Raw genomic sequence first — 16,470 nt, 5'->3', positions numbered from 1 at the left:
ATTTCAGGTGGATTTAGCATGTTAATTGCAGATTCACCTTTTTTATTTGCAGTTCTATCAAAGTTTAGTTCTCCCCTTATTATTTCCTACCTCACCCTTAATTCAGTTCTAGCCTATTTAACTATCAACGTTCCAAAAAAGACGCCTCAATGTAATAGGCGCCTCTCTACTCATTATTCAATGAAAAAATTTACTAATAAATGATAATCCCATTATAAAAGCTACAATAAAACATAGAAGCACAAGCCTCTTTTCATGTTTATTAGAAGAGTGCATTTCATCTCCCCCACTTTACTTTTTGCCTTGAACATACTCAGCATCAAATAAAAATAGTTTAAATAAGAACAATAGCGATGGAACTAACAGTAATAACCCTAAGACAAATACAGTTACTAGCATGGTACCGGATGTTTGATTGGTGTATCCATTGTATATCGTAATATATGGATCTAATATATATGGCAAGTGAGCTGCTCCATAGCCGAAAAAAGCGAAGAAGAATTGGAGCATTACAAATATAAAAGCTGTTCCGTAATTTCGTTTTAGTAAAATTAATGATGATGCGATTAAAAAACAAATTAATGATAATAAAAACATCCACCAATAATGATTAACTATATTTTCATAAAATCTAACATTATTATCTCTTAATCCTACGAATATAAGAAAGCTTGATAGGATCGTTGGAACGGTCCAAAATAAAGCATATTGTCTTAATATTGCTAGCGCACTTTCATCTTTCGCTTTACTTGCGTAATAGGTTAAAAATGTTGCGCTAATATATAAGACTGAAATGATTGCAATGATGACAACACTCCAGGAGTATATACTTGTTAATAAGTTTTTAGCTAAAAATTGAACGACTCCATTTTTTTCAACTATATAACCTCCCCCAGAAATGGTCAGAACCGTACAAAGTGAAGCGGGAATCAATAGGCCAGTCGCTCCATATAAGAATAAATAAACTTTATTTTCCTTGGATCCATAATTAGAAAAGGCATAAAAAGAGCCTCTAATTGCCAGTAGAACTAACGAAATACTTCCTGGGATTAAAAGGGCCGTTCCATAGTAAAATGCAACGCTTGGAAAGAAACCAATAATGCCAACAAAGAAGAATACAAAAAATACATTCGTTATCTCCCAAACAGGTGATAAATATCTACTAATCAAATTACTTATTAAGTGATCCTTTTTCGTTACTTTTCCATAATAAGCAAAGAAACCAGCACCGAAGTCAATTGATGCAATAATGATATATCCATATAGAAATATCCATAAAACGATTATTCCTAATAACTCAATATTCAATGTTCACCCTCCTATTCATTGGCTTTGTCTTAAATTCCAGTAATACTCTTTCAAGCTACAAGATTTACTTATTCGTAACTTACAGAGTTTTTTGATTGAATTTTAAACAGAGCCTATTTTTTTAAACGATATTGAAGTTCATCTTCGGGTGGATTATGAATGAACATTTTTCGAATAACGATTGTACAAAAGACTCCTAAAAATACATACAATACAAAAAATAACCAAAACATACCGCCTAGTCCTTTGGCAGTTGTGGCTCCCTCTGAAACCTTCATATATCCTCTTAATATCCATGGTTGGCGGCCAATTTCGGCAATCATCCATCCAAGTTCGATATTGATCATCGCTAATGGTCCAGTCAGCGCTAGTCCACGTAAAAGCCACTTATTATGCATCCAATTTTTCTTCTTAATAGAAAAAACTACAAATATAAAGGTCATCGATATAATTAAACCGACAAAGGTCATCTTAATATCAAATAAATAATGTATGAACAAAGGTGGCGTCTCATCTTTTGGAAATTCATTTAATCCAGTTACTGGTGCATTAAAATCTGAGAAAGATAAAAAGCTTAGCAGTTTAGGAATTCGAATTTCATATTTCACTTCATGTGTTTTATCATCTAGCGTACCGAATAAGACAAAATCTGCCCCTCTTTCTGTCTCAAAATGCCATTCTATTGCTGCTAGTTTTTCTGGTTGATATTTAGCAAGGAATTTCGCTGAAACATCACCTGTGATACCTGTTAAAACAGCAAAAATTAATCCTAGTGTTGCTGCTAATCGAAGCCCTTTTCGTGTGTATTCCGTATTCTTTCCTCTTAATAATTGAATAGCGGCGATCGACGTTAATATAAGTGCGGATGCAACATATGCAGTAACAATTACATGTAAAGTTTTAGAAGGAGCAGCTGGATTAAACATTGCGGCAATTGGATCGACCGTTTTAATTATTCCATCTTTCAAAGTAAAACCTTGTGGCGTATTCATAAACGCATTTACCGTAGTGATAAAAAATGCCGACATAGTTGAACCTAATATAACAGGTAAAATGATTAACCAATGATAAATAGGTTTTTTAAATCGGTCCCAAGTATATAAATAGATCCCTAGGAATATTGCTTCAAAAAAGAAAGCGAATGTTTCCATAAACAAAGGAAAACTAATTGCTTGACCTGCGATTCTCATAAAGCTCGGCCATAATAAGGATAGTTGTAGACCAATACAAGTACCAGTTACGACTCCAACTGCAACAGTAATTGTGTAACCTCTTGCCCATCTTCTTGCCATTAGCGTGTAATGTGGATCCTTTTTTAAGATTCCCAACCCTTCTGCAATTGCGATCATTAAGGGTATTCCTACACCAATTGTTGCAAAAATAATGTGAAATATTAGTGTCATACTTGTTAGTAATCTACTGAGTGTGACATTATCTAACTCCATCCGAATCCCCCCCTATAATGTAATATCTTATTGTCCAATGAATTTAATTATTCTAATCAAATGACCGATAATGTTACGATTTTATGAACACAATCAGTAAAATTGCATTTTAATTTGTATCTATAAAAGTATGTTCCTATAACAAAAAAGGTATACGGGGAATCTTAAGTCCAAAGAAAGTGTAGGTAAAACAAAAAACCACAAGGAAAACCTTGTGGTTGAACTACAATTATGGAATTTCAAATTAATTGACTAAACGGACTATACGTTTCTTTCTCCATGAAAATTTATAATATAAAAAGTTTAATCCAAGTCCAACTATAAAAGCTGCCGGATATCCGACCCAAATTCCTTTCATACCGAGACTTGTGTATTGAGATAAAAGATAGGCTACAGGTACTTCAATACACCATATTACGAATATACTAATTAGCGTTGGCCACAGTACTGCTCCACTAGCACGCATTGTAGACGATAAAATAAATGAATGTCCGAGTATTAAATACCCCCATAACGTAATCATCAATAAACTATTGGCTATTTGTACAGTACTATCATTCGTTAGAAATAAATTTAAAATAGGCTTTGAGAAAAAATAAGTGAGTAATACTACTATGCCACCAAGCACATAATTAAGAAATAATCCTATTTTAATAACTTGGTTTAATCGATCAACCTGATTTGCTCCTATTGACTGAGCAGCAAAAATTGATACAGCGATTCCAATACATATTGATGGCATTTGAACATAACTTACTAACTGGTTTACAACCCCATAGGATGCAGTAGCATCTGATCCATATTGATTAACAAAAGTAATAACGGCAATTTCAGAAATCGAAAGGAATACCATATTTATACTCGTTGGAATACCTAGTTTTAAAATTAGTTTTAAAAGTTCAGGGTCCATTTTCAAATAATTTCTCATTCGAGTATCAAAGCGTAGAGGATGATTCGTTTTGTGTAAGTATTTGAATAGAATTATACATGTCAAAACTGTTGAGCCTACTGAGGCATAAGCTGCCCCATAAATTCCTAGCCTCGGTATGCCTACCCAACCGAATACTAATGGAGGTAAAAATGCAACATTTAAAGCTGTACTTAAAATAAGAAAATAAAACGGTGTTTTCGAGTCCCCAATACCTCTCATTAGGGTTGTATATACCATATAGATAAATAGCACGGGAATTGACCAAAATAAAATGGAAGCATAATGTGTGCTTACATGAAGTATATTTTCAGGTGTTCCTATTAATCTCAAAAGTTTTTCAATAAAAATATTACCGATTATCGCTAGCACTACAGCAAGGAAAAGAGTAAAAGTAAGAGTCGTTCCAACAATAGCTTTTACTCTTTCTTCAAGCTTTGCACCATGTGCCTGACCGATTAAAATTGAACTACCAGATCCAATTCCAATAATAAATGATACTAAAAAGAAAAAGATTGGAAAGAAAGCTGAAATTGCAGCTAAAGCATTTTCCCCTAACCAATTCCCCACTATAATCATGCTAAAAACCTGACCAATTGACTGCAAAATATTACTTAAAAGTAATGGAATTAGAAACATAACCATCGGGCGTAATAAAGTAAATTTTACTTTTTTTTGCTCCTGAGGATTAATCTCTGATGTAATCAAGCCTGATCACCCTTGCTACTGTATGTGTTATATCCTCTTTCACCATAAGGTTGAAGTTTTTCTAACCATTTTTCCTCGAGTCTCTTTAAATCACCCTTTATACCTAATGGACTAATGTCTTCTTCCTTTAAAATTTCTAATTCCTCAAATACAAATGACTCTTTACCATATTCATTCCATTCCTGTTGAAGAATTTTATTTGTACAAGACCCTGCCTCTAATTCAAATTTCTTTCCATTAATTGTTTTTAAATTTTTAGTACTTACTATGAATATTTTTTGATTTTTTATATTTTTAATTTGATAAATACCTGCTTGAACTTTCGTTTCTTTATATTGCATTTTTAATTCTTTTTTTCTACTCATTTTTAACAACCTTTCTTTTACTAAGCTTTTAACCAATAACTACTTCCATCCGACTTTCGATCAATAAAGCCATATTCAATTAAGTATCTTCTTAATACGACATAATCAGGATAAATAGTTGTCAGTATTTCATTTATCTCTTTTTCTGTATATGTCTTATTTGGTGAAAATCTTTTAACGATTTCTCTCAAAACAACAAGCTTTTGTTTTTCCTTTAATGGAAATTTTTTCAATGGTCCATCTATGCCTTCCGGAAAGTATTTTTTTAAGTTTTTTTCCATTTCATCCTCTGTAATGTTATAGCGCTCATCGACCATTTTTGCTGTTTTATGAAGCGGCAAAAAACTTGGCGCATGCTGATCCTTTTCTTTTAAAAGCTCCATCATGACAAGAAATAATTTTGCTTGTCTTTCCTTTTCCTTTAAAACAAACCGATGATTCCTAATCGTAGAAGCACTACCGATACCAGTTTCTTTTTGAATATCTGTATCGCTCTTACCTTGATAAAAAAGACGTAAAAGATGGTTTTGATGCTCTGTTAATCCTGTTAACTTTTTATCTAGTTGGATTAAATAATCGAAAACAGAGTCATGACTTTGTTCTATATGAACTTTCATATATTTTTTGGCTTCATATAAAACTCCTGAATCTTGATAGATAATTCCTTTTTCAATACTTTTACTACAAAGTAAACATAAATAATGATTTTCCTCTTCGATATAACCTTGTTTTAATTCTTCAATATCGGCATTCCAAAAAACGTCTAAATTTTCCATTTAACAAACACAACCCTTTATTGTTTATAATTAACCAAACAAATTTTCAATATGTTTATTCATCTACAAACATAATATGTTATTGTTTGCAAAATGTCAATTTTACTAAACAATAACTCAAGTTGTTTATACTTACATATTGATAAAAAAAGCATGCCTCAAAAGACCTCATAAGATGTTTGAACTCATAATTTACAAAAAAAAAGCACCCTTAAAGTACTTTTTCCCTAATGAGACGCCATTTCAACCGTTTTAAAATGATAAAATGGTTCTTTCTATCCTTTCTAACCTTACTCTCTTATTCCATAAGGACTAATTTCAAATCTTCAATTGACAATTTATTACAGTACTTTACAATTAAAATGTAAGGTAAATTTAATATTCGACACATTTTAATGTATTTAAAAAAACTGTTCTCAATAGGGAAAATCTTTACTTATTATTTTCCTTATAGACTAATATATTTTAAGAAATAAAGTAGAAATAATTATGACAAAAGATATATTTTTAGGTCAGTCTTTGATGTCTAAGAATAAACGAAAATTAGTGATTTCTTTACAAGATAGGAGGAAGTTATGTCAATTTACAATGAAAAACTTATTGAGCTTTTATCAATCGAACAAAAATTCGATAAATCCTTTTTACATGTAAAATTATTATTTAATCAAGAAATAGAACTTCATTGGGAAATTGACAACGAAACGGCCAATCTTATGAAATCAAAAATTATTTTTGATGAAAACTATAAGTTTAGCCTTTCTTTATGTAGTACTTGGGAAGAGGATAAAAATCAGTTTACTAGTTTTGTAACTAAATCAAACAATAATGAGAGTGAAAAAATATACTTTTCTTGTTCAGAAGAGTTTCATCTTCAACTTCACTCCATAAAAAATATGAAGGATCTTAGGATTTTAATTGATCTACCTTATTTATCAATTAGTCGATCCAGTTCCAAAAAAGAAAAAGGTAATTCGAAACGATATAAACTTTATGGTTGGCTTACTGTTGCTGCTATTAGTATTCTCTCGATTATTTTAATAGGTTATAAGAGTCAAACTTGTAAATCAGAAACATTATTTTGCGGAAAAAAACCAGCAAAAGCTGAAAGTGTTTCAAAGGCACAAAATATAAAATCTCCAGAGAAACAAATAAAAACTAATCAGGATAAACAAGATCCAAATAAAACTGCTATTAAAAACGTATCTCAACCGAATGTGTACACAAATGAGCCAGATGTTCGATATGCAATTAAGCAAGAACCAATCAATAAACCTGTCCAATCAATTTATCCGACTGTAAAATTAAACAATGTAGTTAGCTATAGTATCCCACAAGGTAGCGTAGCCCTTACCTTTGATGACGGTCCATCGAAGTATTCGAAGGAAATAGTAAATGTTTTAAAAAAATATAAGGTTGGCGGTACTTTTTTCTACATCGGAGATAACGTTCAAAGATATCCTGATTGTGTACAATACGCATATTCTAACGGGTACTCAGTTGGAAGCCACTCCATGCACCACAATAACTTCTTAAAACTATCATATAAAAATCAAGAAGATGATATGGTTAGAACAAGTAACTTAATAAAAAACATTACAAAGCAAGACACAATCCTCTTTAGACCACCCTACGGTGCAAAAAACCAAGCAACTATTGAATTAATGCAAAAACATCAATTTAAAATGGTTTTATGGGATAAAGATACTGAAGATTGGAAGAACCGTAATACAAATACAATTATAAATTACGTTAAAAGCCACACTGAATCTGGAAGTATCATTCTACTTCACGAATCTAAACCTTCTTTAGATGCTTTACCACAAATTATTGAATATCTTCAATCAAAAAATTTAAAAATTGTTAGTTTAAATTAAAAAAGTAGTCGCTATTAGCGACTACTTTTTTATTCAAACGTTTGTTTAAACTTTATAATGCTTTAAGTTATTATTTCGAGTGATACCTTTCATTCGTTAACTCAAAAACTTATGAATGTATGTCTTCTTCATTAGTTGATTCCCTATTCACCAAGCCTTTATTAATAAATTTATTTCTCTCTAAAATTTGGAGTGATTTTTGATTTTCTGACTGAACAATTCCTTCAATGACTTGTAATTCAAGTGTATTAAACCCATATGCTAACACTGCTTTTAATGCCTCTTGCATGATCCCTTTTCCTTGAAGCCCTGGTGAGAGTTCATATCCAACTTCTCCTTTCGATTGCTCAACCGAAAAATTCCACAAGCATATTGTACCTATTAATTGATCACTTTCTTTAATAATAATTGCCCAAAGAACCCAATCATTACGTTCAATTCCTTTATTAATCATTATTATATATTGAAGTGCTTCATCAACTTCTTTTGCAATCGGTCTGTTAATATATTGAGACACCTTTTTATTTGATCGTAATGCAAATATTTCATATCGATCTTCATTATTCATTTGTCTTAAAACTAATCGGTCCGTGACTATTTTGGGAAATGGGCTAAAATTATAGTGTTCTTTAATCATATATCCTCCAACTAAATTAGTAAGATTAGTACAGTTTGCAGACTCTTATTCCTATTATCTATATTCTCAATATGTAAATAAATAGTTTTCAAAGAAAAAGCTGATTTAACCGTTTGATTCGTTGTACTATCAGTAATTTCAAATAAAACGACTATAAAAGAGCAGGATTTTAAGATTTTTGCTTTTTTTGTTATGGGTTCTTTTTATACTTTAAAACGCCTGTTGATTGGAACAGAAGTAATCCTTGGCTCTTTTTTTGGATTAATTGTCTATAGTTTGTTTACGAATAGGTATGCCATCTGTATACTACTAATTTAGGCCAAATTTCCATAAACTGCTTGGCTGATTTTTAGTAAAAAATTCCTTAAATATTTTTTACTTTTTATAAAACTTTTTCGAATAGGTATACGTCTTTTATAATGTGTACCTTCTTAGATACGTATCTCAAAAAAGGAGCTCTTTAAATGAAGGGGAAATCTAACTTAGAAAAGGAACTTGTAGATTTTATTATTAATAATAAAGACGATTTTTATCGGTTAGCTTATAGCTACGTTAAAAATTCAGAAGATGCGGTGGATATATTACAAGATTCTATTCATAAAGCCATTTCCTCAAAAGATAAATTAAAAAATGAACAATCTTTAAAAAGTTGGTTTTATAGAATTGTAGTAAATACATCATTAGATTTTTTAAGAAAACAAAAAAAAGTAACTGTAATGGATGAAGAAACGATTGAGTTCTATTCTTCAGGACAGGATGATAATTATACAGATATTGATTTAGAAAGATCATTAGAATCTTTACCAACTAAATATCGGGCTGTAATTGTCCTCAGGTATTTCGAAGACTTAAAAATTGAAGAAGTTGCTGAAATTTTACAGGAGAGTCCAAATACAATAAAAACTCGTTTATATAAAGCTTTAGAAATACTCCGGATTAAAATGAAATGAATTTATTTTTGGGAGGCCAATTAGTTGGATAAAAAATTAGAAAAATTAAGATCGGACTATAAAAATGTCCCTATCCCTGATAATTTGGACATTATTGTTAAAAAAGCAATTAAACGTTCCATACAAAAAAGATTCCCTCTAAAGTCAATTACAGGTTTTTTTACTGCTGCACTATTTGTTTTATCAATAAATACTAGTTCGACTTTTGCAAAAACATTATCGAATGTTCCAATACTTGGAAATGTTGTTAATGTACTAACCTTTACTGAATATACTGTTGATGAACCAACCTATAAGGCAAATTTAAAAGTCCCTGCGGTTAAAAATTTAAAAAATAAAGGTTTAGAGCAAAGCTTGAACAAAAAATACTTAGAAGAAAATAAGAAGCTATATGATCAGTTTATAAAAGAAACAGAATCTGTAAAGAAAGATTCTGGTGCACACTTAGGAATTGATAGTGGTTATGAAGTTAAAACAGATAATGAGGACATATTGTCCATTGAAAGATATGTTGTTAATACTGCTGCTTCCTCCTCAACAACTATGAAATTTGACACAATTGACAAGAAAAAGGAAATTTTATTGTCATTACCTATTCTTTTTAAAGATAAATCGTATGTGAAAATAATTAGCGAAAACATTAAAGAACAAATGAAAGATCAGATGAAAAAAGATGAAAGTAAGGTATACTGGATACCGGAGGCAAATCTTGACTATTCAATTGATCCTTTCGTAAGCATTAAAGACAATCAAAATTTTTATATAAATAATGATCATAAGCTTGTTATTTCATTTGATAAATATGAAGTTGCCCCTGGTTATATGGGTGTTGTTGAATTTACGATTCCAACTGACGTTCTTTCAAAAGTTTTAGTTGGAAATCATTATATTAGATAACTTTTAAACAAACGAATAAAAGAGCCTTTCTAAATTTTTTAAGACTTGGCTCTCTTTTAAGTAAAACAATTACATTAAACAAAAAGCCAAATATATAAAGAAGGCTACATAAATAGTTAAATTAGGGGAAGGGGAAATTAGTAATGAACTTCGCGGTTCAGACGGTTAAGAAATTTAATTTAATAAGCGTTCAACATTTATTCGAAAAAGAAATCGTTTATAAGGTGTTTAAACGAAGAGGCTATGCTTATGTCTAATACAAATAAACAGTTTCGTTATATGGCTGGATTAGACGGGCTTAGAGCTTTAGCAGTTTTATCGGTCATCGCATATCACTTGAATTTTTCTTGGGCTTCTGGTGGATTCCTAGGAGTAACAGTATTTTTTGTACTTTCAGGCTATTTGATTACTGATTTATTAATTGCCGAGTGGAGTACAAATCAAAGGATCGACTTAAAAAGTTTTTGGTACCGCCGCGCAAAAAGACTTTTACCTGGAATGTTCACCTTACTACTAATCGTTATTGCATTTGTTTCATTATTCAAATCATCAATGATCGGAAATTTAAAACAAGATTCAGTAGCTGCAATATTTTATTACAGTAATTGGTGGTATATTTTCCATCATCTTTCGTATTTTGAGTCTTTTGCAAATCCATCAATATTAAATCATTTTTGGTCGTTAGCAGTTGAAGAGCAGTTTTATATTATTTGGCCAATCCTTACTTTATTAGGCTTAAAATATATTAAAAATAAAGATCGCCTGTTTTTGTATACACTAGTTGGTGCAATTGTTTCTGCATTACTGATGGCTATATTATTCCATCCGGGTAGTGATCCTAGTAGGGTCTATTACGGTACTGATACGAGAGCTTTTTCTTTATTAATAGGAGCTTCATTAGCATTAGTATGGCCTAGCCGAAAACTAACAAATAATGTTACAACCTCTGGAAAGATTTTAATTGATCTAGTTGGGATTACTGGTTTACTTATTTTTCTACTTATGGTCGGTAAAACAAATCAATATGATAGTTTCCTTTATCGCGGAGGAATGTTCCTATTGTCTATTTCCGCTGCAATGCTAATTGCAGCACTCGCTCACCCTACAAGTAAGATTGGTAGATTCCTAGCAATGAGACCATTGAAATGGATCGGATTACGTTCATACGGAATCTATTTATGGCAGTACCCTGTAATTATTTTATTTTCCCCTAAGGTTAATACTGGCGATATTTCACTTTTTAGAGCAATTTGTCAAATTACATTAATATTTGTTCTTGCAGCACTATCCTATCACTATATTGAAGATCCAATAAGAAAAGGTAAACTAGGTATACTTTGGAAAAACTTCATCGCAGGAAATATTAATGTAAAAGAATTCTTTTATAAACATATTGTTATCATAAGCACGTTTATTTTACTATCTGGTATTGCAAGCTTCGGACTATCAGTTCTCCCTGATGCTAAAGGTGTAAAAGCAAGCTCAGAAATTGAATCGGTTCAATCCGTATCAAAGCAATCATCTGAAACTGTTGTTGAAAACGATACTAAAAAACCTCCTTCAACAACTATAGTTGATCACGATAAACAGGCAACTAAGCCAATTGAGCAAAATGATGACGAAAAAACAGTAAATAATGAAGAAAAACCAGTAAATAAAGATGAAAAGCCAGTTACTGACAATACTAGTAAGCAAAATAATATAGGTCAAACAAATGAAGATCCTAAGCCAGGTGTAAATAACAATCAAACTCCAAATAATAATAATAAACCTGCTGAAGCGAATCAGCCGGTTGTTTCAAAAAATAATGTATTTATCATTGGAGATTCTATCGTTATTAATTCAATTCCTGAACTCAAAAAAACATATTCATCTCTTTCGGTAAATGCTAAAATTGGAAGACAATTTACTGAAGCATCTGCAATTATTCAACAAGCAAAAAACACAAATTCGCTTGGTAATATTGTTGTCATAGAGCTAGGTACAAACGGTCCGTTTACCGTAAAACAAATGTCTTCTCTCATAGATTTAATTGGAAAAGATCGAAAAATTTTATTTGTTAACACGCGTGTCCCTAGACCTTGGGAATCCATTGTTAATAAAACTTTAAGAGAAGTTTCAAGTAAATATCCAAATACTAGGGTTGTAGACTGGCATAGTGCTAGCGCAAATCATAATTCATATTTTTCTCCAGATGGCGTTCATTTAAAACCAGATGGTGCAAAAGTATTTGCGTCATTACTAATAAATGCAATTGAATCTTGGAAATAAAAAAGAGGATGCCATATAAGGCACCCTCTTTTTTTAGTTAAAGCTCTTTTTCAATTCTTCTAACGTTAATTTACCTACTTTTTCAACTGGTTTAATTGAAGTAGGGAAATATGGATTGATTGACATAAAATTCTTTTCGACATAGTTGAAGTCTACAATATCTACAACACCATCTTTATTAAGATCTGCTTTTAGGTTAACTCCTGTTTCACCTGCATTATTTGCAACAAACTTCGCGTCATAAATATCAATTACGTTATCATCATTTACATCACCAGCTGCAGCAGTGTCCATATACATGTCATAGTACATACCTTGTACTTTTCCATCAATTGTTTTACTTATTTTGATTTTTTTAGTGTATAGGAAATGACCAGGAATATCGACTACTAATGTATAGTCATCTGCAACTGCAGGAATATCAGTAATCGTCAACCAACCGCTATCAATAATTGAAGCATTATATTTCTTACCTTTTTTATCAACAACATAAACTTTTGTACCAATCTTTGAATAGTCCATATCATAATTATCTAAATTTACTGCTTCTCCATGGTAGTAACCCTCTAACATTGAATGCTGAGAGATGAATTTAAATTTATCAGCATAAGTAGGTAATGTAAACTTAGTTCCGTTATTTGTTTGATACGATGATTCTTGATAATAGAATCCACTCTCTACAAAATAATTATGGTCATCAATTACTTTTAAATTAATATCTAATAAATTAATGTCACCATTAATTGAAACCGGTAATTTAGTCTTTTTATCTGAAATATCTACACCGAATGTTGATACATTTGACCATGTGCTTGCAATTATTTCAGGTTTTGCAACATCAATTGTCCAATTATTCCTTTCAGCTAAATCTTCTAATTGTTTTGACGCTTTAACATCTACAACTTTATAATAATTTGGAATATCAGCTGTAATACTAGCACTTGTTAATTCTTTTGCGTTATTAACCTTAAACGTATTTACAAACTCAGAACCAAGACTAACTCCTTTTGAACTTGTATTAAATGTTGCATACTTATCACCTTTGTTAATAATCGTAAATTCTGGGAAAGTCGGATTGCCTGCAGTTGCGTGATCAAAAGTATACACTCTTATACTCGTCGGATAATTTGCATATTCTTCTGGTAATACACCAAATTTAAAGTCTCCATTAGCTGTCGGGAAAAATTCTGCAGTTGGCCAAAATGAATCTTGGTAAGCATATACTTTATTTGCTTCTTGCGTAATGTCATGTCCTCTACTCTTCAGAAAATCAATTGTATCGTCATATACATTACCATGAACCCAATATGCATTATAATCCTTGCCATCCATTGGATTATTTTCCGTTGTTAAATCCTCATTAGCAATTTCATTAATTCCTGTTTTCTTATCAAATGTCACCTTAGGGGCTGTATTATCGATTACCATGTCGTTATCTACTTTATACGTTTTTCCGTCTACTCCTGTACCAATATACGATACAATATATTTACCTTCTTCTAGATTTTCATATTCACGTGATAAAGGATTGTTTGGATCAGCTGTAAAATATTTTACTGCACCAGAGAATCCAAAAAAGATAAAGTATTCAGTATCAACACTGAGATCTTCCATATTAGTAAACGTTCCATAATATCCAATAGGTTTACCGTTTAAATCGCTAACGATTACATCCATCGTTTTCATTTGACTATTCAATTTGAAAGATGCAGGTGTAAATGGTTCAATATATGGATGATAGTTACTTAAATCATTTGTTATAGCATGTTTATAAAATTCTACCTTTTCAAAACCACTAGTCGAATAGCGTACATGGAAAGGAATTTGATATTCCGCAGTTTTTGATTCATTTTCAATATGAATATATCCTTGATATATACCAAATTCAGCATTATTTGGAATCGTTAAATTTGCATCAATATTAATACTTTCATTTCCATTTACTTCAATCATAGATGGTAATTCTAATTTAACTCCACTTTTACTAGCATCTTTTGATACACCATCAATAGTTAAAAATTCTACTCTTGAATGATATGTTTCTTTTTTACTACTTAAGTTTTTTATCTGAATTGATGTCGTTCTTTTTTGATCTTCGCTTGATTGTGCAATACTTCCAAATGGTAGAGAACCAGAAATATCAGCAATTTCTTTTTTGAAACCATCTTGATCTAGTGTGATCGTTTTGTTTTGTACTTCAACTAACGTAGTGTTATGAACTGCTTCATAAGCATCTACACGTCCTGCCCCAACTTCATTTACATTGTAAGTTCTTCCTTTTAATGGGTCAGCCGTATTCATAAGAGCTGCTTTTACATCAGCTACCGTATAATCTGGATGTGATTGTAATAATAATGCCGCTACTCCTGCTACATGAGGTGTAGCCATCGATGTTCCACTTAAACTTGCATAGCCTGTTGAGTAATCAGTTCCCTCTTCAGGGCTATTAATAAACTCAGGCACTGTTGAAAATGTAGAAACACCTGGTGCTACTACATCTGGCTTAATATCAAAGTTATTACTCACTGGTCCCCTAGAACTAAAGTCAGCTAATACATCGCCAGTAGTCATATTTGACTTAAAATCTGATAGTTTAATAGTTGCTGTTGGATCCTCTTTTAATTTATCAACAAGTTTAACTCCATCCTCTTGCAACATTTTAAATGTTGGAGCATAACCATAGTTTTCACCAAAGAAAAACGGCATATCTCCATCAACATTATTGTAAATTAAAACAGCTACTGCACCTTTGGAATTTGCACGTCTAATTTTTTCATCAAATGAAATATCTCCACGGGCAATTAAGGCCACTTTACCATTTACGTCTTTCCCTGCATAATTGTCTTCTGTACCGATGCCAACTTCTACAACTTCATAATCCTTATCAATTACATTTAAATAATCTTTACCAAGACCATGTCCCATTAACGTATTTGTTACAGAAACATCTCCTAAACTAGTAATTACCGTAGGAATATCAGTTGGAACATCACTTGCACCAACCGTAATTGCTAGTGGAGACGTACCTGGTGATCCTAGCGTTCCAGGGTTTGGGCCAGCGTTTCCTCCAGCAACTACTGGTACTACACCTTGTATTGCCGCATTATTTATCGCAACGGAAGTAGCGTTTAATGAATTATTACTATTATTACCTAAAGATAGATTAATAACATCCATACCATCTTTAACGGCTCTCTCAATACCTGCAATTACCCCTGAATCAGAGCCTGACCCATAAGGACCTAATACTCGATATGCATACAAGTCTACATTTGGAGCAACACCTGTCATTGCATATTCCACGTCATTTTTAGGGTTGGATGCGATTGTACCTGCAACATGTGTTCCATGTTCAGTTACAAACGGAATTCCATCTATAGATTCGGGCATTTCTGATGCTTTTTGATCTGCAGGCGTTGATTCCATTGGATCAGCGTCATTGTCTACAAAATCATATCCACCTTTATATGAATCTTTTAAATCAGGATGATTATAGTCAATACCAGTATCAAGAACACCTACTTTTATGCCCTGTCCTTTTAGGCCTTCACTTTGTAATCGATCAACGCCAATATGCGGAAGAGCTGGTGGTATTGCTTTTCCTGCTGATTGATCTAATGTAGATAACTCATTTTTTGGCAAGCGGACCTCATTATCTTTCCAAATTCGCTTAACAACACCTGTTTGTAGAAGTGTATTAATTTGATTCGTAGGAATTGTCATTGCCATCCCATTAAATACATTCTCATATGTTTGTTTAATATCAAATTGGAGGGCTTGTTGGTTGAATGTTTGGCTTGATTTTTGTTTGGATGCCTTCTCATTGAAAAGTTCAGTTAATCGCTGTTTAAAAAACGCTTGTTCGCCTCTTACTTTTTGTTTTTTTTCTTTTGGTGATGCTTTTGATTTTGATTGTTGAGTCTCTTCTAGTGGCGATGTTTTTAGTTCAACGATGACATGCGCAGTCTTATCCTTTAATGATAGTAAACTAGGATCAATAATAAAGCCTTCTTGAGGTGTTAAGCGCTTAATTGATTGTCTTTGCTCATCTGTTAGACCCTTTAACATTGATTCTACAGAGTTCGAAGTTGCATAAGACCTTTTTTGGGGCATTAAATAAGATGCAAAAAAGCTTGTAGTTAATACACTTGTCACCAATATGTTTAGCATTTTCTTCTTTCTAATCTTCATTTCGATGCGCTCCTTCTACTAACTTAATTTAAATTAAGTAAAAAATAATCTACTATATGAAAAAATGGTTAAATTAACTAACTCTATTTCATTCCTCCAAATAAAAAAATGATGTAAAAT

At 31.8% G+C, this 16,470-nt stretch carries 11 protein-coding genes; 4 read left to right on the top strand and 7 right to left on the bottom strand.

Features of this window, described 5'->3' with window-relative positions:
* Nucleotides 1–291: 291 nt before the first annotated feature.
* The 5 genes from EP747_RS14180 to EP747_RS14160 all read right to left on the bottom strand — a co-directional run bounded on the left by EP747_RS14180 (nucleotide 292) and on the right by EP747_RS14160 (nucleotide 5,530).
* Nucleotides 292–1,308, bottom strand: a complete 1,017-nt coding sequence (locus EP747_RS14180; RefSeq protein ID WP_129690783.1) for a cytochrome d ubiquinol oxidase subunit II — start codon at nucleotides 1,306–1,308, stop codon at nucleotides 292–294.
* 113 nt (nucleotides 1,309–1,421) lie between these two features.
* On the bottom strand, nucleotides 1,422–2,753 hold the full coding sequence (locus EP747_RS14175) for a cytochrome ubiquinol oxidase subunit I (protein ID WP_129690782.1): 1,332 nt from the start codon (nucleotides 2,751–2,753) through the stop codon (nucleotides 1,422–1,424).
* A 244-nt stretch (nucleotides 2,754–2,997) separates the two neighbouring features.
* The gene (locus EP747_RS14170) at nucleotides 2,998–4,326 is read right to left on the bottom strand and encodes an MATE family efflux transporter (protein ID WP_129690903.1); all 1,329 of its coding nucleotides are present in this window, start codon (nucleotides 4,324–4,326) and stop codon (nucleotides 2,998–3,000) included.
* A 59-nt stretch (nucleotides 4,327–4,385) separates the two neighbouring features.
* Complete coding sequence (locus EP747_RS14165; protein ID WP_129690781.1) at nucleotides 4,386–4,754, bottom strand: GIY-YIG nuclease family protein; 369 nt, start codon at nucleotides 4,752–4,754, stop codon at nucleotides 4,386–4,388.
* 20 nt (nucleotides 4,755–4,774) lie between these two features.
* Nucleotides 4,775–5,530: a DUF2087 domain-containing protein gene (locus tag EP747_RS14160; RefSeq protein WP_129690780.1), complete on the bottom strand. Its 756-nt coding sequence runs from the start codon at nucleotides 5,528–5,530 to the stop codon at nucleotides 4,775–4,777.
* A 575-nt stretch (nucleotides 5,531–6,105) separates the two neighbouring features.
* Here EP747_RS14160 and EP747_RS14155 point away from each other — a divergent pair.
* On the top strand, nucleotides 6,106–7,404 hold the full coding sequence (locus EP747_RS14155) for a polysaccharide deacetylase family protein (RefSeq protein ID WP_129690779.1): 1,299 nt from the start codon (nucleotides 6,106–6,108) through the stop codon (nucleotides 7,402–7,404).
* A 109-nt stretch (nucleotides 7,405–7,513) separates the two neighbouring features.
* On the opposite strand, the gene EP747_RS14150 is transcribed toward EP747_RS14155, so the two are convergent.
* The gene (locus tag EP747_RS14150) at nucleotides 7,514–8,041 is read right to left on the bottom strand and encodes a GNAT family N-acetyltransferase (RefSeq protein WP_129690778.1); all 528 of its coding nucleotides are present in this window, start codon (nucleotides 8,039–8,041) and stop codon (nucleotides 7,514–7,516) included.
* A gap of 464 nt (nucleotides 8,042–8,505) precedes the next feature.
* Between EP747_RS14150 and EP747_RS14145 the strand changes: the two genes are divergently transcribed.
* The 3 genes from EP747_RS14145 to EP747_RS14135 all read left to right on the top strand — a co-directional run bounded on the left by EP747_RS14145 (nucleotide 8,506) and on the right by EP747_RS14135 (nucleotide 12,159).
* Nucleotides 8,506–8,991, top strand: coding sequence for an RNA polymerase sigma factor (locus EP747_RS14145; RefSeq protein WP_129690777.1), 486 nt, complete (start codon nucleotides 8,506–8,508; stop codon nucleotides 8,989–8,991).
* Between the two features lie 24 nt (nucleotides 8,992–9,015).
* The gene (locus tag EP747_RS14140) at nucleotides 9,016–9,888 is read left to right on the top strand and encodes a DUF3298 and DUF4163 domain-containing protein (protein WP_129690776.1); all 873 of its coding nucleotides are present in this window, start codon (nucleotides 9,016–9,018) and stop codon (nucleotides 9,886–9,888) included.
* A 249-nt stretch (nucleotides 9,889–10,137) separates the two neighbouring features.
* Nucleotides 10,138–12,159: an acyltransferase family protein gene (locus tag EP747_RS14135; protein ID WP_129690775.1), complete on the top strand. Its 2,022-nt coding sequence runs from the start codon at nucleotides 10,138–10,140 to the stop codon at nucleotides 12,157–12,159.
* 33 nt (nucleotides 12,160–12,192) lie between these two features.
* Here the strand turns inward: EP747_RS14135 and EP747_RS25110 are convergent, their stop codons facing one another.
* Nucleotides 12,193–16,350, bottom strand: coding sequence for a S8 family serine peptidase (locus EP747_RS25110; RefSeq protein WP_129690774.1), 4,158 nt, complete (start codon nucleotides 16,348–16,350; stop codon nucleotides 12,193–12,195).
* Between the last annotated feature and the right edge of the window lie 120 nt (nucleotides 16,351–16,470).

It is taken from the genome of Gottfriedia acidiceleris, from assembly GCF_004138285.1.
Taxonomy (GTDB): Bacteria; Bacillota; Bacilli; order Bacillales; family Bacillaceae_G; genus Gottfriedia; species Gottfriedia acidiceleris_A.
The sequence above is the reverse complement of the archived record's forward strand: the minus strand, read 5'-3'. Positions and strand labels throughout refer to the sequence as shown.